This window comes from Bacillus sp. 16GRE42 (genome assembly GCF_019837435.1).
Classification (GTDB): domain Bacteria; phylum Bacillota; class Bacilli; order Bacillales; family Bacillaceae_G; genus Bacillus_A; species Bacillus_A wiedmannii.
This window is the reverse complement of sequence record NZ_JADAXF010000003.1, coordinates 414,155-432,515: the sequence shown is the minus strand read 5'-3', so window position 1 is coordinate 432,515 and position 18,361 is coordinate 414,155. Positions and strand designations below refer to the sequence as shown.

The window sequence follows — 18,361 nt, the reverse complement described above, 5'->3', positions numbered from 1 at the left end:
AAACGTTTTTTAGAAGCGTTTGTTCTTTTTGTTTTGGTTCCTTTTTTGAATTAAGCCGCTTGATTATCAGGCATGGTACAATTGTAAACGACACCTAATATATCAAAGACTGTTTTCTTCTCATATCGATGGGATTTCTGTCCATCATTTACCGCCTCAAATCTATTCGTTTTTGCACGTATATTCAAAACAAAATATATGACAAATAAATAACGACAGTTACTGTAATAATGCTGAAAAGTGTTGAAAATAAAACGATTTGTGCATGTAATTCAGGCTCTATTTGATACTCCATAGCAATGGTTGATGTATTTCTTGAAGTAGGAAAAGAACTTGCAATAAATAATGATTGTGCAACAATACCATCAATGTTTAGTAGGTATATCATGGCAAGTGCTAATAATGGTCCCATCAATAATCTTCCAATTAAAGCCCATGTTATGACTCGATGGAAAAAATTAAGCTTAATGTTGGATAATTGCGCTCCTAGCAATATGAGTGCTATTGCAACAAAACTATTCGCAAGCTGATTAAGAGGTAGAAAGATATAATTAGGTATTTGAATTGTAAAAGATTGAAAGAGAACCCCTAATATGAGTGCATGAAATACAGGTAGTCTTAAAAATGATTGAATAATACTTCCGATTGTTTTTGTTGCTGATAGTAAGTTATATATCCCATATGAATAAGTTAAAAGATTCTGGAAAATGACAATAAAAATTTGAATGGAAACCCCCACTGGATTGTGACTGAAAATCAATTGACTTACTGGTAATCCATAATTACCGGAATTCATTAACGAAATGCTATTTTTTAGAGCTGCATTTTCTCCTTTTTCTAACTTTAATGTTTTTGAAATGAAATGACTTACTATCATCACACTCAGACTGTAAAGTATTAAATAGTATATTATCTGGAGCAACAAACCTGTTTCTATACTAATATCATATATATTCACAAATACAGCCGCTGGCATCAAGCAATAAGTAATAAGTGTAGATAGCTGCTTTAAGTTAAATTGGAACTTTCTTTGTAAGATTGCACCAATTAGCATCAATATTAATATTGGTAATATTACGTCTAATATAATAAAAACAAACATTTAAAACCTCATTCTACATATATTTTAGTTGGATTAAACGCTCTCTTTTCCTTAACATATCAAATATGACTCATTAAGAAAATTAGGGATTATTTATACAAATTCATAATTTTATCTTATCACCCTAAACTGTATTCTTTATTTTAAGTGTATTTTTTCACAATATCCATTAGCCTTACCCAAAAATCTGGGCCTAAAAATATGCAGTTTTTTCTCGTTATAGATACCTCTATATGTTTTTGAATTTCGAAACATTTCAATATTTTAATATTTTTTTATACATATTAATAGATAGACTTTAGAAAGGAGCGACTATTTATCGATTCGTTAGCGATCAATAGTCATCGTTTCATTCAAAAGTTATTATTTTCGTTCTCGATATATTTCGACAAAGGCAAAGTCCCTTTCTAGTACGCTAAACGTGTAAGAGGCGAAGTACCTTTAGCTACTCGTTCCTTTAAAGTTCCCCATTGTGGAATTCGATTTAATTTCATACATTTATCGCTTAATTTCTTTATATGTAGGCAAAACAATTGCAGCAATTATATAAAGTAACACTGTAAATCCACTAGTAAAAAAAACTGATAATGCAGTTACTATGCGAAGAATACTTACATCAATTCCATACTTGTCGCTTAAGCCACCTAACACACCTGATACTTGTTTATCTTGAGTGGACTTATATAACTTTTTCATCTAAACACCCCGATCCAATTAAATATTTGTATGTTAAAAATTAGTTCGATCTTTGGAAGAAATTTAAATTTTCTTTAACTAACCTACCCTTTAATTGAATAACATCTGATATCTATATTTTAACATAAAATCCCATAAAACTTCTGGTTTTCATTTTAATACCACATTATTTTAGAAAACAAGCATTTGTTAAGATAGCAATATAACATATTGAAGCCTATTACTAAAAGAACCATCCTAGATTACTTTAGGATGGTTCTTTTTCTTTATCCTTTTCGGCAAGAAGACTCCATCTGATGTGTGTTACGGGTGAAACCCAATAAATCAGGTGGAGATGAATTGCTATCAGTAGGTAGACCAAACACTTTTGTTTCTTTTTGTCTTACGATACAATCTGCCCTTAGATAAGGAGGGAATAGATCGTAAGACAACGAAATTGGATAATCATAATCCTTTTGTTACTTGAGCCAATAGGAATTGCGATGCAGACTATGTTCACATTTTGTTCCGTTCCAAATATTGATTTGTCAAAAAAATAATTTTAATGAACTTTCTAAGAAAGGTGGTGAAAACTATGACTAGGAAGAAAGCAGTGAAAGTATTACGTAAACAAAAGAAAAGAGAAACTATGCAACGTTTTACGCAGAAACAAAATATCGGACGAGCTTGCCTGACTGCCAAAGAAGTCCGCTTACTGCAACGCATGTCACATAGTTCAAAAGCATTGCGAAATGTTGGGTTGTACACGATGAAACAAAGTTATTTGAACCATAATAAAATGGCTACTGTAAAAGAAGTGGATACTACCATGCAAGCCGATATGAACTACTGGGGCATTCAATCAAACTCTGTTCAAGCAATTCGTAGAGCCTTATATGCAGAAGTAAAGAGCTTTTTTAAAGCGATGGAAAAATGGAAGAAAAATCCTGAGAAGTTCACAGGGCGTCCTAAGTTTCCGAATTATTCTCGTTCAACCGACAAACGAATTATTGAAATCTATCAAGTTCCAAAAGTGGATGATAACGGGTATTGGATGATTCCGATGAGTGTTGCATTCAGAAAAAAATTCGGTTCCATTAAAATACGTATGCCTAAAAACTTGAGAAATAAAAATATCTCCTACATTGAGATTGTACCGAAGCAAAAAGGTCGGTTCTTTGAGGTGCATTATACATATGAGATGCACGTCTCTCAAATGAAGAAACAATCAGCGACCACTAGTAACGCTTTGAGTTGCGATTTAGGTGTAGATAGATTAGTAAGTTGCGTGACAAATACAGGTGATACATTTTTAATTGCTGGAAAAAAACTAAAATCCATTAACCAGTACTTCAACAAAATGATACGTAATCTCCAACAGAAAAATATAGAAAATGGACTTTCGAAACGTGTTGTAACGAATCAAATGGCTGCACTTTGGCATAAACGCGAACGACAAATAAATGGTTACATTTCACAAACTGTAGGCCTGTTGTTCAAAAAAGTGAAAGCATTTGGCATAGATACGATTGTCGTAGGCTATAACGTTGGTTGGAAACAAAGATCTGATATGGGGAAAAAGAATAATCAAACGTTTGTTCAAATCCCGTTTCATAAACTGATTGCAGCGATTGAGAATAAATGTATAAAAGAAGGGATACGATTTTTAAAACAAGAAGAAAGCTATACTTCTAAAGCTAGTTTTCTTGATAAAGATCCGGTTCCAGTTTGGTCTAAGGATGATAAAACTTATTATCGCTTTAGTGGCAAACGAATCACCCGTGGTCTGTACAAAAGTAAAGCAGGAACATGTATCCATGCTGATATTAATGGTGCGCTGAATACATTGAAAAAATCAAGAGTTGTAGAATTGGATGAAAGTCTTAAAGTAAAAACACCTATTCTATTAGAAGTACAAAAACGTAAGGCTGTTGCTTCGCGCATAGCTTAGTGGGTGCGTCAACCATCTATGTGTACTCGACTTGTCGGGGCTTGTAGTACACGCCGGATTCATCTGAGTGGTGGCTTCTTCCATAAGGAAGAACTGCTCTTTTTCGAAAGGGTGGTGCAAGTGGGAAAACAATCGTTCGTTGCCAGTACCAACCAAAAACATACTTGGGGTGTTACCGTAAGGTGGCATGAATGCTAGAGCGTCAAATGTCTAGCGATAGATGAAAAGACCTAGCTTTCTAACTCAAGCCCCCACTGAAACGCTTCATCTCAGTGGGGGTAGTTGACTAATGATTCTTTAACATCACTAACAGCTTTTCTTGACTATACATCCATACTGTAATGATTAAACAAGCAAGTGCGACTTCTGATAATGCCATAAATCCAATTGCATAATGACCTGTTAGTTGGAATAGTAAAGTTAAAATTAGGGGTGGGAAGAACCCTCCTAGTCCGCCTAAAGCTGAAACGAGTCCATTTACAATACCAGCTTGTTCTGAGAAATACATTGGAACGAGTTTGAAGATTGTACCATTACCAATACCTGCGCAAAATGCGACTAGTAGGCAACCAAATGTATACACGTTCATACTAGGCATAAATGATAAAATAATACCTGAAAGTGTTAAACCGATAAATACGAAGATTAATATTTTAAACGGGTTAAACTTATCACCAAGCCAACCACCAATCGGACGCATCATTGTTGCTAATACGATGAATCCGGCTGTCCGCATACCTGCATCTACTTTTTCTAATCCGAAGTGAGATACTAAAAAGTTTGGTAAGTATACTGTAAATGCGACAAATGATCCGAATGTTAAAAAGTAAAAGATACATAAAAACCAAAGTTTTTCATTTTTATATACACCTTTTATTTGTTCCATTAATGGTGTATTCACCTTTTTCTCCTTACGATCACCTAATAAAAAGTTCATAAGTGCAAATGCTGCAAGTAAAACTAAATAACACTGTACTGTCGATCTCCAGCCAACTGAAGTTGCAATGACAGGTGCTAAAAACGAAGTAATTGCTGTTCCGGCGTTACCGACACCGTAAATACCATTTACAAAACCGTGACTCTCTTTCGGAAAGTATTTCGGTAAAGAAGTTACCCCTACGGAGAATACGGCCCCACCGATTCCGACGAATAAGCCACCAATAATTAAATCCATCATTGAATTGGCAACACTAATATAAAAGACAGGAAATAATAATAGAATAAAACTAATAAAGAATAATTTTCTTGCTCCGAAACGATTTGTCCAATAACCAATTGGAATGCGAAGAACAGAACCTAAAATAACCGGTACTGCTGTTACCATAGAAATTTGTCCCGCAGTTAATGGAATATCCGCTTTAATATAAGGCATTAATGATGATAAAATAACCCATACCATAAAACCGATAACTAGATTAGAAGTTTGTAAACTTAATTGAAAATTAGGACCTTTCATCCTGTTCCCTCCTATGTATGCATAGTTATATTCATTCCCTCCAGCCTAATCACGTCCTAACATGATTAGGCTGAAAAGAATCAACCACCACTTACTGGCGGAATCATTGCTATGACATCGCCAGTTTGAATGATATCATCCTCATTTGCATACTCTTCATTGATAGCGACCATTATCTCACTTGAAATTGCTACGTTGTATTTCGTAATAAGGACTTCCTTTAGTTCAGCAACCGTAATATTTTCACAATCTATGTGTAATGCTGACTTACTTACTTCTTCTTGTAAATGTGCAAATAATAGTACTTCAATCATATTCTCATCTCCTTTCTAGGCTCACCATTTGCATACGCTACCTTCTCTAACTGATCACCTATCCATGACTCACCATCTTCCCAAAACTCTTTCTTCCATATTGGAACCATTTGTTTTATACGCTCCATAATATATTCGTTCGCCTCATAGACAGCTTTCCGGTGTGGTGTAGAAACAGCGACGACAACAGCAAGATCAGAAATTTGTAATGTACCAATGCGATGTGTAATGGCGACATTTGTCCCAGGCCACTTCTCTCCTACTTCGGTGCCAATTCTCTTAAGCTGTTTCTCCGCCATTGACTTATATGCTACATACTCTAAATATAGCGTACGACGGCCTTTCGTAAATTCTCTAACAGTACCAATGAAAGTCGCAACTGCGCCACATTCACGACGAATTACTTTGTTTGTAACTTCTTCAATTGAAATAGGTGTATCAATTACTTCATAATACGTATGTGTCATCTTGCACCTCTTATCTTTGTATAAGTTAGCAATCTATTTTTCTATTATTTGTATGATCGAAACTGTCCTTCCCACGTCCACTCACTTCCGGCGCTTGATTCTAATAACAGTACCGAGACAGTTATTCCTGCTTTAAATCCTCTCGTTCCTCCCGGCAGGACGATACATGCATTCGCCTCTGCAAGTGAAGAAATTGCACTAGATTTGTCTAAACCAACTGGTGTAGCTTGCAATGTTCCATCTACAATTTCCACTTTCCCTCGTACAAAACGAGTAAATGGGTTTGCTTTCAGAAAGTCTTTCTGTAATATTGCCTCTGCACGATATACGTGCGAATCTTTTCTATGCAAATATGTTCCAATGACTGGCCGAACATATAATTCACAACCGACATAACAAGCTGAAGGATTACCAGATAGACCAAATAATAGTTTTCCTTCTAGCTCAGCTACAGTTGTCACACTTCCTGGTCGCATCGCTATTTTGTTGAAAAGTACATTAGCTCGTAATCTCTCATAAATAGCAGGTAAATAGTCATAGTCTCCTACCGAAACGCCACCAGTTGTAATTAAAATATCGACTTCTTTTATCGCTTTTTTCACAGTGTTATAACACGTCTCAAAATCGTCAGCGAATTGTCCATAATACTGTACAACTCCGCCCGCTCGTTCAACTTGAGCAGCTATCATATAGGAGTTACTATTTCGAATCTTCCCTGGCTTTAATTGTTCATGTACTTCAAGCAGTTCACTTCCTGTCGTTACAATTCCGATAACCGGCTGTTTTACAACGTAAACGGTACTATAACCAAACGTAGAAAGAAGCGCCACTACTCCAGGGTTAATAACAGTCCCTTTTTTCACAAGGATGGTATTTTGTTTTACATCTTCACCTTTAAAAGAAATGTTATCACCGGCGGCGAAGGAGCGTTTTAATTTCATATACGTCTTTTCTTTTTCTTCAAATCCTTCCGTTAGCTCTAACATAACAACCGCATTACACCCTTTTGGAATTGCGGCTCCTGTCATAATACGGACAGCTTGAAATGCTTTCACTTCTTCTGTAAAAACAAAACCGGCTCCAATTTCACCAATCACTTCAAACAGAATGGGATTACTGCTACTTGCTTCTTTTGTATCTTCTGCTCGAATCGCAAACCCGTCGTATGGAGAGCGATCAAAATGAGGGACATCATGATCTGCAATAACATCTTCTCCAAGAATTCTTCCGTAACTTTCTATAAGAGAAACCTCTTCTATTTCACCTTGATGAGCGTATTTCATTACACGTGCCACTGCTTCTGCCACCGGAATTGGTATACGTTTTGCTAACATTCTTTTTCACCTCGTTTTAATAAGGGGCAACGTTCTTTCTGTTCATCCTATATATTTTGCGTATAATCGTTTTGCTATTTTCACATCATTTGTTCCATGAATAAATGCCCTACCGTCTGTAAATAAAACGAAACGATATTCATCAATTAGAAATGATAGTAAGTAAGGCGTTTTTTGGACATGTACACTTTTTTGTAATCGTTTTTGAATTTCGTTTAAATTAAGATTTCTCTTTATTCCTGAACGGATTTGAACTGTATTCCGTCCGCATAACACTTCCGTTTTCATTTGTGCTTCAAATGTTAAACTTGGATACGTTCGTGATTTCCCACAAGATGGACATGTACTTTTTTTCTGTCTATTTACTTTTAATGAGAGATATTGATTGTTCCAAATATCAAATGATAACATCGTTCCTCTTAGCGACTCATAATCATCCACCAATATTTTCATCGCCTCTGTCACTTGGTGCGCAACAACCATCTGTACAGCTGGCTGAATAATTCCGGCTGTATCGCATGTTGCACCGCCCATAGGATGATCCATTAGACAGCGAAAACATGGTGTTTTCCCAGGAAGAATTGTATACGTTACACCGTAACTTCCAATGCATCCTCCGTATATCCAAGGTATATTTTCTTTTTGTGAGATGTCATTTATAAGTAGGCGCGTATCAAAATTGTCAGTCGCATCTAATATGAGATCTACTTCTTTTGTTAACTCTTCTATTTCTTGCATTGTGACATCCGTTACAACTGGTACAATTTCCACTTCAGAATTAATCTTTCTTACATGTTCTGCCGCTGCAATTGCTTTCGGTTTAGACTGCTTTGCATCTTCTTCTGTATATAACTGTTGCCGCTGTAAATTACTCCATTCGACGTAGTCACGATCGGCAATTGTCAATTTCCCAATTCCCATCCTAACGAGCGCTTCCGCATTTGCAGCTCCTAGTGCACCCGCACCGATTAGGAGCACTTGCTTTTCTCTTATTTTTCTTTGTCCCATTTCACCAATTCCAGAAAACAATACTTGCCTTGAATATCGCTCTTGCATAGAGAATCCTCCTTTCACTATCCGCCAATGTAAGACATTTCAACTTTTGGACGTTTATTTGTACTTTCCACCGTTCTTTCATCTGAATATCGATCTGTTCTATATCGCCATGTATGTTGTAAAATTTTTAATAGTGAGGCATCCGAAATATTTTCTCGAAGAAGCGTTCGCAAATCCGTTCCTTTTTCTCCAAATAAGCACGTATAAAACTTGCCGTCTGCCGAAATACGAGCTCTCGTACAAGAAGAACAAAATGACTCAGATACTGAAGTAATAAATCCAACTTCGGCATCGCTCCCTACATATCGATACAATTTCGCAACTTCGCCAAAGTAACGAGGTTGAACAGGCTCAATCGGATATACGCGATTAATCTTCTCTATTAATTGTTCCTTCGTAATAACTTGTTCAAAATTCCATCCGTTCGTACTGCCTACATCCATAAACTCAATAAAGCGGAGCTGAATTTCTTGTTCTTTAAAATAACGAGCCATATAAAGGATTTGACTATCATTCATTCCCTTTTTTACGACCATATTTACTTTCACTTCTAATCCTGCAGCCTTTGCTGCTTCAATTCCTTTTAATACAGGTTTTGTACTTACATTTCTTCCATTGATTTTTTGGAAGACGTGATCCTCTATCGCATCTAAACTAATATTTACACGTTTTAATCCCGCGTCTTTTAACTCCTTAGCTTGTTTTGCTAAATGAATACCGTTTGTTGTGAGCCCAATATCTTTTAAACCTTCTATCTTTGCAAGTCTTGCGATTAACTGCGGTAAGTCTTTACGCAATAACGGTTCACCGCCAGTAAGCCTAATTTTATTGACTCCCATACTTATAAATAATCGTGCTAATCTTTCTATTTCATCGAACGTTAATAAAAACTCTTCCTGTAAAAAAGCGTAATCAGGTCCGAACACTTCAGCGGGCATACAATATGTGCACCTAAAATTACAACGATCAATAACTGAAATACGTAAATCTTGAAGTGGCCGCTTTAAAGAATCTTTCATTTTCTCGTGCATCTATATCCCTTCTTTTCTACTGCAATCCTTAGTAAGTTTTCAATTTTTTATTTGCCTTTATTATAAAAAAGAAGCTACATATTCAATGTGACATTTCTCACATCACTTTCCCCATTCAAAAAATTTTCACAAATCCGTTCGAATTTTGTTCACATCTTCAGTCTCTCCTCCTTACGGTCATTGAAATTTCACTTTATTTTTAAAATAGCTCTTGCATTTCCAGCATATTTACACTCAAAATAGGAAATGTATTGCTTATAAGAAGAAAGGTGATTGCTGTGGCAAACAGTATGACATTATCTCAAGATTTAAAGGAATTACTTGCATCTGTTGAATATAAAATGCAGATTAAAAAGGGGAGTTTTATTTTTCAAGAAGGTATGGAAGCAACAGAACTCTATATCATCCACTCAGGAAAAGTACAAATTAGTAAACTAAGTGCTGACGGGCAAGAATTAACACTCCGTATTTGTTCGGCATACGACATTATTGGAGAATTAACATTATTCACGGACAATGCGAAGTATTTATTAAATTCAAAATGCCTTGAAGATGTTGAAGTAGGAGTAATAAAGCGTGAAACCTTAGAAAAAGCATTACTCCAAAAACCCGCACTTGTATTTGAATTTATGAAATGGATTAGTGAACATTTAAGAAGAATGCAAACGAAGTTCCGAGATTTAGTATTACACGGCAAAAAAGGTGCCCTGTATTCTACTCTCATACGAATGACAAATAGTTATGGTGTGTTAAAGGAAAATGGTATTCTCATCGATTTACCATTAACGAATCAAGAACTTGCTAATTTCTGTGCAACTTCACGTGAAAGTGTAAATCGAATGTTAAATGAATTAAAAAAGCAAGGTACAATTTCTATTCATAAAGGAAAGATTACAATCCACGATTTACAATTTTTAAAATGTGAAATTGCATGTGAAGATTGCTCTGCTTCTATTTGTAGCATTGATTAACTTATACTTATAAGGAAAGCCGAGGTCTCCAATTAGATCTCGGCTTTCCTTATAAGTTACTAAACATATAAAACAAAATTATTTTTTCAATTCATTTGGAATTCGTCTTCTGTAAATTACATAACTACGGCTTACGTATTTAATCGGAGCGCTAAATACATGTACTAGTCTAGTAAATGGCCACACTGCGAATAGTCCCATACCTGCAATTATATGGATTTTAAACCATACTGGCACTTCCGTCATATACTCAACTTTCGGTTGGAAAATAAAGAGACTTCGGAACCAAGGACCGATCGTTGTGCGATAATCAAACCCTTTTGAGTCGATGTTTAAAAAAGTTGAAGAAATTCCTGCTAGCATTACGATAAGTAATAAAATAAGCGCAATATAATCTCCCTTTGTACTCGTTGCAATGATACGTTTTACTGTTACGCGACGGTACGTTAATATAATTAAACCGATGATAGAAGCAATACCTGCCGGAAGTCCGAAACTAATTGCCACTGTGTGATACATATGCTCTGAAATACCTATTGAACGATATATAGCTTCTGGAATTAAAATCCCCATAACATGACCGCCAATTACGAACATAATCCCAAAGTGGAATAATAGACTTCCGATTCGGAGCATTTTCTTTTCTAATAGTTCACTAGATTTTGATGTCCATCCAAATTGATCATAGTTGTATCTGAAAATATGTCCACCGATAAAGATTGCAAAAATGATATAGGGAAACAACACCCATAGAAATTGATCCATCATTTTGACAACTCTCCTTTCTAATTTGTCTGTACACCCCATGTATCAATAGCGAGTAGAACAGCCGCAAGAATTGGTTCATACATACTACCCGCTTCTTTTAACTGAACGTGTAATGCTTGTATGTTCTCTTTGTATTTACTCATAATTGGTTCACTGTCTTGCTCATTTGCATTTGCAAAAAACTCGAGTAATAACGGTAAATAATCAGGTAGTTCTTTATCTGTTACTTCAAAACCAGATTTTTTATAATGCTGCTTTAACTCTAGTAATTCAATACCTCTTTCTCTTTGTTCGCCGGTGTTCATATAAGTTAAATACATATTTGCCTTTTTACCAAAATCAAATGTATATACGTAACAGTCAATTAATTGATCATCCATTTTATCCAGCGCTTGCTTTATAAATGCTGTAAGTGATGCTTTAACGTCTTCCTGTTCAATCGCTTCAATCTCTTCTTGCAATTCAGTTAAAGCTTCTCTCCACCCGAGTTCCGGATAGGAAAGAAGGAATGAAGAACATGAAAAAGCAGTTTGTAAACTTTGTTTCATATTTTTCCGCCCCCATTATTTAAGAAATTGTCGTGCAAGAGCCTGGGCCACCTGTGAAAGATAAACCACAGCTTCCTTGTTCGTTATATAAATCTGCAACTTGCTCGCGGTGAGATGTCGGGATGACGAAGCGATCTTTATATTTCGCGATAGCAAGAAGACGATACATATCTTCTACATCTTGTTTCGTTAAGCCAAGTTCTTTTAATACCGATTCATTTGGTTCTTTATTAATTTGCAATGCTCTCATATGTGTTCGCATAACAGCCATTTTTTTCAATGTAAGACGAATATGTGATTCATCTCCTGCAGTGAGTAAATTCGCTAAATATTGAATTGGAATACGCATATTATCAATAGCAGGGAAAATCTCTTCTGCTTGCCAGTTACTACCTTTCCCCTCCACCATGTTCATAATTGGGCTAAGCGGCGGGATATACCAAACCATCGGCATTGTACGATACTCTGGATGAAGAGGTAGAGCGATTTTCCAATCAATAATCATTTTATAGATTGGTGACTGTTGTGCCGCTTTAACCCATTCTTCAGGAATCCCTTGTTTTTTCGCTTCAGCTGCTACTTCTGGATCATTTGGATCTAGGAAAACAGTAAGCTGAGATTCATATAAATCTTTTTCATCTTCAACAGACGCCGCTTCTTTTACTTTGTCAGCGTCATATAGCATTACCCCAATATATCGAATACGTCCTACACATGTTTCCGAACAAATTGTTGGCATACCCGCTTCAATACGCGGGAAGCACATTGTGCATTTTTCAGCTTTATTTGTTTGCCAGTTAAAATACACTTTTTTATACGGACAAGAAGATACGCAAAATCTCCAAGCACGACATGCATTTTGATCTACAAGGACAATCCCATCTTCTTCACGTTTATACATCGCACCCGATGGACACGAAGATACACAAGATGGATTCATACAGTGTTCGCATATGCGCGGTAAATACATCATAAAGACATTTTCAAAATCCGTTTTAATTTCTTCTTCCATTTTCTTTACGTTCGGGTCTTGCAATCCTGTTATATGTCCGCCAGCTAAATCATCTTCCCAGTTTGGACCCCATTCAATTTTGTCGATAAATTCACCTGTAATTGCTGATTTCGGACGAGCAACTGGCTGATGCTTACGCTGCGGACTATTTGTTAACGTTTCATAATCATAGTTCCAAGGTTCAAAGTAATCATCAATTGTTGGTTGATCTGGATTGTGGAAAATATTCATAAGGCGCTTCATTTTTGAACCGGATTTCAGTTGAATTTCACCATTTTTCAATTCCCAGCCGCCTTTATATTTCTCCTGATCTTCCCATTGCTTCGGATAACCAATTCCCGGTTTCGTTTCTACGTTATTGAAGTACATATATTCAGCACCTGGACGATTTGTCCAGGTGTTTTTGCACGTTACACTACAAGTATGGCAGCCGATGCATTTATCTAGGTTCATTACCATTCCGACTTGTGCTTTAATCTTCAAGCCAATCTACCTCCTTCAGTTTGCGAATTACAACGTTTAAGTCACGCTGGTTCCCTGTTGGACCATAATAGTTAAATCCGTAGCTTAATTGGCCATATCCACCAATCATATGTGTCGGTTTCACATGAATACGGGTTGGACTATTATGCGTTCCTCCGCGGGTGCTTGTTAATTTCGTACCAGGCACGTTAATGTGACGATCTTGTGCATGGTGCATAAATGCCATTCCCCTTGGTATACGGTGCGTTACAACAGCACGTGCTACAACAACTCCGTTACGGTTAAAGCACTCAATCCAATCATTATCTGCAACGCCAGCTTCTGCAGCGTCCTCTTTATTCATCCAAACAGTTGGACCACCTCTAAATAGCGTTAACATCGGTAATGAATCGAAATACATACTATGAATTGACCACTTATTATGTGGTGTTAAATAGTTTAAAGTAATTTCTTTCCCTTCTACTTCAGGCCGTGATTTACGGAACGGCTTATGTTGCAGAATTGGTTTAAATGTTGCCATCGTTTCACCAAATTCTTTCATCATGTCATGATCTAAATAGAAAGATTGTCGACCAGTTATCGTTCTCCAAGGAATGAGACGTTCTACATTTGTAGTAAATGGTGAATAACGGCGTCCACCTTTTTCTGAACCTGTAAATGCTGGAGAAGTAATTACTGTTTTCGGCTGCGCTGTAATTTGTTCGAATGTGAAGCATTCTTCTTCACGTTCTTCTGCTAAATCACGTAGTTTTAAATCCGTTTGTTTTTCAAGTGCTTCCCATGCTTTTACAGCCATATGACCGTTTGTTGTAGAAGAAAGTGTTAATACCGCTTCAGCAGCATTAATTGCTTCTTTTATGTCTGGGCAACCTTTCGCAATAGAATCCGTTCGAACGACTCCTAATCGGCTCTTTAATTGCTCATATTCTTTTTCCGCAGACCAAGAAATCCCTTTCGTACCAATTGGCTGTTTTCCGGTATTTGGTCCTAGCGCAGTCATTTTGTCATAAATCGTTTTATAATCCCTTTCGACAACATGAATTTGTGGCATCGTTTTACCTGGGATCGGTTCACACTCACCTTTGCTCCAATCTTTAATCTTGCCAAGTGGTTGCGCTAATTCTTGTGGTGTATCGTGAAGAAGTGGTGTTGCAACAACTTCTTTCATTGGTTCAAGATCTATTTTCTTCGCTAAATCAGACACAGCTTTAGAAAGAGAAGTGAAAATGTCCCAGTCAGAGCGTGCTTCCCACGGTGAACCGATTGCTGGATTAAATGGATGTACAAATGGATGCATATCTGTACTACTTAAATCATGCTTTTCATACCAAGTTGAAGCAGGTAAGACGATATCAGAATAAAGCGCTGTTCCAGCCATACGGAAATCTAAATTAATGAGTAAATCTAACTTCCCTTCTGGTGCTTCTTCATGCCACTTTATTTCTTCTGGTCGTAACGAATCACTATCGTCATTCATTAATCCGTTCGTTGTACCTAACAAATGTTTCAAGAAATATTCATGCCCTTTACCAGAACTTGAAATTAAATTTGCACGCCATACGAATAAGTTGCGCGGGAAGTTATTTTTATTATCAGGATCTTCAATCGCAAATTTCAGTTCTTTATCTTTTAATTTTTGTGCAACGTATTTTCCGATTTCTTCTTGCGTTGTTGCACCAGAAGCAACAGCTTCTTTATATAATTCAATCCCATTTTTCTCGAATGTCGGATACGAAGGTAACCAGCCAAGTCGCGCTGCTAATACGTTGTAATCACCGTGATGTTGATAACGAGAGTTGCCTTCCACTGGTGATGCTAAATGTCCAACTGGTGTATCTTCATAGCGCCATTGATCTGTTACGAAATAGAAGAAAGATGTACCGTTTTGTAATTTTGGTGGCCCTTGCCAATCTTTTGCCATCGCGATTGTTTGCCATCCTTCTGCTGGACGTAATTTCTCTTGACCAACGTAATGCGCCCAACCACCGCCGTTTACACCTTGTGCCCCAACGAGAAGAACAAGATTTAAAACGGCGCGATAAATCGTATCAGAGTTAAACCAATGGTTAATACCAGCTCCGACAATAATCATTGAGCGACCATTTGTATCAACAGCATTTTGTGCGAACTCACGAGCGATTTGAGTAATAAGCTCTCGTTTCACTCCTGTCATTTTCTCTTGCCAAGCAGGAGTAAACGGTACATCATCATTGAAGTCTTTCGGCTCTTGTCCGCCAAGCCCTCGGTTCACACCGTAATTTGCTAACGTTAAGTCGTATACAGTTGTAACGAACACTTCGCCTTCTTCTGTCATAACCTTTTTCACTGGAATTGTACGTTCTAATATTGTATTTCCGTCATCAGAGAAGTATGGAATTTGCACCGTTTCAACACTATCTTCCATTCCAAGTAAAGATAGACGTGGTTCAATCTTTTCACCTGTTTCTTCATCTTCTAAACGTAAGTTCCATTTCTTTTCGTTATCCCAACGTGACCCCATTGTGCCGTGAGGTGTTGCAAAATCATTCGTGTTCTCGTTCCAAAGTACAGGTTTCCATTCTCCTAACTTCGTTTCGCGTCCAATATCAGAAGCGTTTAAGAAACGATCTGCAACGAATTGATTCCCTTTTTGTTTCAATGTGACGAAGAAAGGAAAATCAGTATATTGCTTCGCATACTTTGTGAAGTATTCCACTTGATTATCTACGTAAAATTCTTGTAAGATTACGTGCCCCATTGCCATCGCCAGTGCACCGTCTGTACCTTGTTTCACACTAATCCAATCATCCGCAAACTTTGTAGACTCAGCGAAATCAGGACTTACAGAAACAACTTTCGTTCCTTTATATCGAACCTCTGCTAAAAAGTGAGCATCTGGTGTTCTCGTCATCGGTACATTTGAACCCCATGTCATAATGTAACCAGAGTTATACCAATCACTACTTTCTGGTACATCTGTTTGATCGCCCCAAATTTGCGGAGAAGCTGGTGGTAAATCTGCGTACCAATCATAGAAGCTAAGCATCGGTCCCCCCATAAGTTGCATAAAGCGACTACCAGCTGCATGACTTAACATCGACATAGCTGGAATTGGTGAGAAACCAACATTTCGGTCTGGACCGTATTTCATTACTGTGTATAGTAAAGAAGCTGAAACGAGTTGTAATACTTCATCCCAATTCGCACGAATGAATCCCCCTTTACCACGCGCCTGCTTATACGTACGTGCCTTTTCAGGGTTTTCCACAATGCTTTTCCAAGCGTCTAATGGTGACTCGTTATTTTGCAGTTCTTCTTGCCACATATTCCAAAGAACACCACGTACATATGGATATTTCACACGAAGCGGGCTATAAATGTACCAAGAAAAACTTGCTCCACGTGGACATCCTCGCGGTTCAAAATCAGGCATATCAGGACCTGTAGTCGGATAGTTAAGCTCTTGTCCTTCCCAAGTTACAATTCCATCTTTCACATATATATTCCAGCTACATGAACCAGTACAGTTCACGCCGTGTGTAGAACGAATTACTTTATCGTGCTGCCAACGCTTTCTGTACACATTCTCCCATTCGCGATCTTCATATGTTTCTTGTGTATGATTATCGTTATAACGATCTATTGGTGAAAAATATTTTAAACGTCTCATTAGTGCTGAAGGTTTCTTCTTCATACTGTTCACTCCTTTAATACGTCTCTCTTACATACCCTTACTATAAGAGAGGTTGTAAAATTCAGATGTGACATTTCGCACAGTTCAAGAGATTGTCAAAAATTCCGGAAAAAATATAAAAAAGTGAAAATCTAATCATTGTGGAGGGCTCACATCCTTCACTGACTGTTAAATTACTTCCTTGCTTCTAGCAAAGTTTAAGATGAAGTACAGATAATAATGAGCTTGCAAAAAATTTCTTATATAATAGAGGAAGTAATTTGGGAGTAGTTAAATTTGGTATACCTAAATCGTTAGATGAGTTAATAAATAAAAATACAATACTTTAAATCCACCATATCAAGGGCAACTATCCTGAAAATAGTTGAACAAAAAACGCAAGGAAATCCATATGAATTGTCAGCAACTTGGATTGAATCAATAGAAGAATAAACCAAGAATGGCAGGATTTTAAGATAATAATACAAGGAGTATATTATGAAATTAGAACCGCTTTATGCAGAAAACATTATAGTAGCCGTCATATATAAAAATGAGTTTAGATGGTATGTAACAGATAAAGAACTATGGTTTTTAGATTATAATAAATTAGATAATGCATATAAAAATTTAGGTATAAGCATTGAAGATAATGACGAAACGGAAGAAAGAAATGGAATAAAAGTATTAGATCATGAAAATGTAGAAGTATTTTTAGTAAGGATTAATCAATATAAAACAACTAAAGAAGAATTAAATTATTTACTACTTGAAAATATTAAAAGGAAAAATGCAGGAGAAGATCTATTAGATTTTAGTCCAATCTTATTAATTAACTTTGATAATAAAATACTATATTCAATGTTTCCAGAACCGGCATCATACGAAAACTATGTACCAAAAGATTGGAGTGGTACATATGAAGATTTCACTGAATTCATACCTACATCAGAGAAATATTGGATAGATAAGTTTAATAATAATCTACTTTTACTATAATTTAAGTAGGAAATAGTGATGATAGTATAAGAATTTATTACCTTAATAGAGCTTATGAGATTAATAGAGAAGTAAATAGAGTCACTAAAGCCAGAAATAAAGGAGTAAAATAGTCATGAAATATCCATATAGTTTTGAAGTGCTTAACAGTAGTGATTTAGTTATGAGACTTCCTCAAGAAATTAAACTTGTTGAAACTTTTTTAGGAATTGAAGTTACATCTTTTGGAGATTGGATTTTAGAAGAAATACATAATGTTTTAAACGGAGAAAAAAATTATATAGTAGTAAATGGCAACATTTGCAGTTTAGAAATTCGGAACGACACAACTACTGTGTTAGACAATTTAGCCGAAGATGGTAAAGGAGAATATTGTGAGATTGAAACAATGGAATTGGTAGAATTAATTCATATTTGGTTAAATAAACGAAAAGAATATAAGAAAGATAAAAAATAAAGGAGTGTAATAATTTAAATAGCTGGCCTCTTCATGAGAAGTCGACTTTATTTTTTATTCATATACATTTTATTCACAAGGCGTA

General features: G+C 36.3%; 17 protein-coding genes. 4 read left to right on the top strand and 13 right to left on the bottom strand.

What is annotated here, in order from left to right:
* Window positions 1–50: 50 nt before the first annotated feature.
* From ILS93_RS18730 to ILS93_RS18720, 3 genes are all read right to left on the bottom strand, one after another.
* Window positions 51–188: a hypothetical protein gene (locus tag ILS93_RS18730; RefSeq protein WP_154131266.1), complete on the bottom strand. Its 138-nt coding sequence runs from the start codon at window positions 186–188 to the stop codon at window positions 51–53.
* A complete protein-coding gene (locus tag ILS93_RS18725) occupies window positions 185–1,102 on the bottom strand; it encodes an AEC family transporter (protein ID WP_064473970.1) in 918 nt (305 codons plus the stop codon). Before ILS93_RS18725 ends, ILS93_RS18730 begins: the two co-directional genes overlap by 4 nt.
* A gap of 498 nt (window positions 1,103–1,600) precedes the next feature.
* A complete protein-coding gene (locus ILS93_RS18720) occupies window positions 1,601–1,798 on the bottom strand; it encodes a PspC domain-containing protein (RefSeq protein WP_098110832.1) in 198 nt (65 codons plus the stop codon).
* Between the two features lie 574 nt (window positions 1,799–2,372).
* On the opposite strand from ILS93_RS18720, the gene ILS93_RS18715 reads away from it, so the two are divergent.
* Window positions 2,373–3,728, top strand: coding sequence for an RNA-guided endonuclease TnpB family protein (locus ILS93_RS18715; protein ID WP_098103192.1), 1,356 nt, complete (start codon window positions 2,373–2,375; stop codon window positions 3,726–3,728).
* Window positions 3,729–4,014: 286 nt separating this feature from the next.
* Here ILS93_RS18715 and narK read toward each other — a convergent pair whose 3' ends face one another.
* From narK to moaA, 6 genes are all read right to left on the bottom strand, one after another.
* Window positions 4,015–5,184 carry a nitrate transporter NarK gene (narK, locus tag ILS93_RS18710; RefSeq protein WP_098103191.1) on the bottom strand — a complete coding sequence of 390 codons (1,170 nt, stop codon included), beginning with the start codon at window positions 5,182–5,184 and terminating at the stop codon, window positions 4,015–4,017.
* Between the two features lie 80 nt (window positions 5,185–5,264).
* Window positions 5,265–5,498 (bottom strand): molybdopterin converting factor subunit 1, encoded by a 234-nt coding sequence (gene moaD / locus ILS93_RS18705; protein ID WP_000573685.1) that lies wholly within the window; start codon window positions 5,496–5,498, stop codon window positions 5,265–5,267.
* Window positions 5,495–5,965 carry a molybdenum cofactor biosynthesis protein MoaE gene (locus ILS93_RS18700; protein ID WP_222661077.1) on the bottom strand — a complete coding sequence of 157 codons (471 nt, stop codon included), beginning with the start codon at window positions 5,963–5,965 and terminating at the stop codon, window positions 5,495–5,497. Before ILS93_RS18700 ends, moaD begins: the two co-directional genes overlap by 4 nt.
* Window positions 5,966–6,009: 44 nt before the next feature.
* A complete protein-coding gene (locus ILS93_RS18695; protein WP_064473974.1) occupies window positions 6,010–7,299 on the bottom strand; it encodes a molybdopterin molybdotransferase MoeA in 1,290 nt (429 codons plus the stop codon).
* Between the two features lie 42 nt (window positions 7,300–7,341).
* Window positions 7,342–8,355 (bottom strand): molybdopterin-synthase adenylyltransferase MoeB, encoded by a 1,014-nt coding sequence (locus ILS93_RS18690; RefSeq protein WP_064473975.1) that lies wholly within the window; start codon window positions 8,353–8,355, stop codon window positions 7,342–7,344.
* Between the two features lie 17 nt (window positions 8,356–8,372).
* Window positions 8,373–9,386 carry a GTP 3',8-cyclase MoaA gene (gene moaA, locus ILS93_RS18685; protein ID WP_064473976.1) on the bottom strand — a complete coding sequence of 338 codons (1,014 nt, stop codon included), beginning with the start codon at window positions 9,384–9,386 and terminating at the stop codon, window positions 8,373–8,375.
* A gap of 278 nt (window positions 9,387–9,664) precedes the next feature.
* Between moaA and ILS93_RS18680 the strand changes: the two genes are divergently transcribed.
* Window positions 9,665–10,357: a Crp/Fnr family transcriptional regulator gene (locus ILS93_RS18680; RefSeq protein WP_098103190.1), complete on the top strand. Its 693-nt coding sequence runs from the start codon at window positions 9,665–9,667 to the stop codon at window positions 10,355–10,357.
* 78 nt (window positions 10,358–10,435) lie between these two features.
* Here ILS93_RS18680 and narI read toward each other — a convergent pair whose 3' ends face one another.
* Genes narI through ILS93_RS18660 form a run of 4 tightly spaced genes read right to left on the bottom strand, consistent with a single transcriptional unit; the run spans window position 10,436 to window position 16,841 of the window.
* Window positions 10,436–11,125 carry a respiratory nitrate reductase subunit gamma gene (gene narI / locus ILS93_RS18675; RefSeq protein ID WP_098103189.1) on the bottom strand — a complete coding sequence of 230 codons (690 nt, stop codon included), beginning with the start codon at window positions 11,123–11,125 and terminating at the stop codon, window positions 10,436–10,438.
* Window positions 11,126–11,142: 17 nt separating this feature from the next.
* Window positions 11,143–11,673 carry a nitrate reductase molybdenum cofactor assembly chaperone gene (gene narJ / locus ILS93_RS18670; RefSeq protein ID WP_222661075.1) on the bottom strand — a complete coding sequence of 177 codons (531 nt, stop codon included), beginning with the start codon at window positions 11,671–11,673 and terminating at the stop codon, window positions 11,143–11,145.
* A 19-nt stretch (window positions 11,674–11,692) separates the two neighbouring features.
* On the bottom strand, window positions 11,693–13,168 hold the full coding sequence (gene narH / locus ILS93_RS18665; RefSeq protein WP_098103188.1) for a nitrate reductase subunit beta: 1,476 nt from the start codon (window positions 13,166–13,168) through the stop codon (window positions 11,693–11,695).
* Window positions 13,158–16,841 (bottom strand): nitrate reductase subunit alpha, encoded by a 3,684-nt coding sequence (locus tag ILS93_RS18660; RefSeq protein ID WP_064473977.1) that lies wholly within the window; start codon window positions 16,839–16,841, stop codon window positions 13,158–13,160. Before ILS93_RS18660 ends, narH begins: the two co-directional genes overlap by 11 nt.
* A gap of 477 nt (window positions 16,842–17,318) precedes the next feature.
* Here ILS93_RS18660 and ILS93_RS18655 point away from each other — a divergent pair, with 477 nt between their 5' ends.
* Window positions 17,319–17,819, top strand: a complete 501-nt coding sequence (locus tag ILS93_RS18655) for a hypothetical protein (protein ID WP_044797210.1) — start codon at window positions 17,319–17,321, stop codon at window positions 17,817–17,819.
* 115 nt (window positions 17,820–17,934) lie between these two features.
* Window positions 17,935–18,276: a hypothetical protein gene (locus ILS93_RS18650; protein ID WP_064473978.1), complete on the top strand. Its 342-nt coding sequence runs from the start codon at window positions 17,935–17,937 to the stop codon at window positions 18,274–18,276.
* Window positions 18,277–18,361: the final 85 nt, after the last annotated feature.

Excerpts from the sequence above, each read along its gene's own strand:
- ILS93_RS18725 (WP_064473970.1), bottom strand. The coding sequence starts at position 1,102 with ATGTTTGTTTTTATTATATTAGACGTAATATTACCAATATTAATATTG.
- ILS93_RS18720 (WP_098110832.1), bottom strand. The coding sequence starts at position 1,798 with ATGAAAAAGTTATATAAGTCCACTCAAGATAAACAAGTATCAGGTGTG.
- ILS93_RS18715 (WP_098103192.1), top strand. The coding sequence starts at position 2,373 with ATGACTAGGAAGAAAGCAGTGAAAGTATTACGTAAACAAAAGAAAAGA.
- narK (WP_098103191.1), bottom strand. The coding sequence starts at position 5,184 with ATGAAAGGTCCTAATTTTCAATTAAGTTTACAAACTTCTAATCTAGTT.
- moaD (WP_000573685.1), bottom strand. The coding sequence starts at position 5,498 with ATGATTGAAGTACTATTATTTGCACATTTACAAGAAGAAGTAAGTAAG.
- ILS93_RS18700 (WP_222661077.1), bottom strand. The coding sequence starts at position 5,965 with ATGACACATACGTATTATGAAGTAATTGATACACCTATTTCAATTGAA.
- ILS93_RS18695 (WP_064473974.1), bottom strand. The coding sequence starts at position 7,299 with ATGTTAGCAAAACGTATACCAATTCCGGTGGCAGAAGCAGTGGCACGT.
- ILS93_RS18690 (WP_064473975.1), bottom strand. The coding sequence starts at position 8,355 with ATGCAAGAGCGATATTCAAGGCAAGTATTGTTTTCTGGAATTGGTGAA.
- moaA (WP_064473976.1), bottom strand. The coding sequence starts at position 9,386 with ATGCACGAGAAAATGAAAGATTCTTTAAAGCGGCCACTTCAAGATTTA.
- narI (WP_098103189.1), bottom strand. The coding sequence starts at position 11,125 with ATGATGGATCAATTTCTATGGGTGTTGTTTCCCTATATCATTTTTGCA.
- narJ (WP_222661075.1), bottom strand. The coding sequence starts at position 11,673 with ATGAAACAAAGTTTACAAACTGCTTTTTCATGTTCTTCATTCCTTCTT.
- ILS93_RS18660 (WP_064473977.1), bottom strand. The coding sequence starts at position 16,841 with ATGAAGAAGAAACCTTCAGCACTAATGAGACGTTTAAAATATTTTTCA.
- ILS93_RS18655 (WP_044797210.1), top strand. The coding sequence starts at position 17,319 with ATGAAATTAGAACCGCTTTATGCAGAAAACATTATAGTAGCCGTCATA.
- ILS93_RS18650 (WP_064473978.1), top strand. The coding sequence starts at position 17,935 with ATGAAATATCCATATAGTTTTGAAGTGCTTAACAGTAGTGATTTAGTT.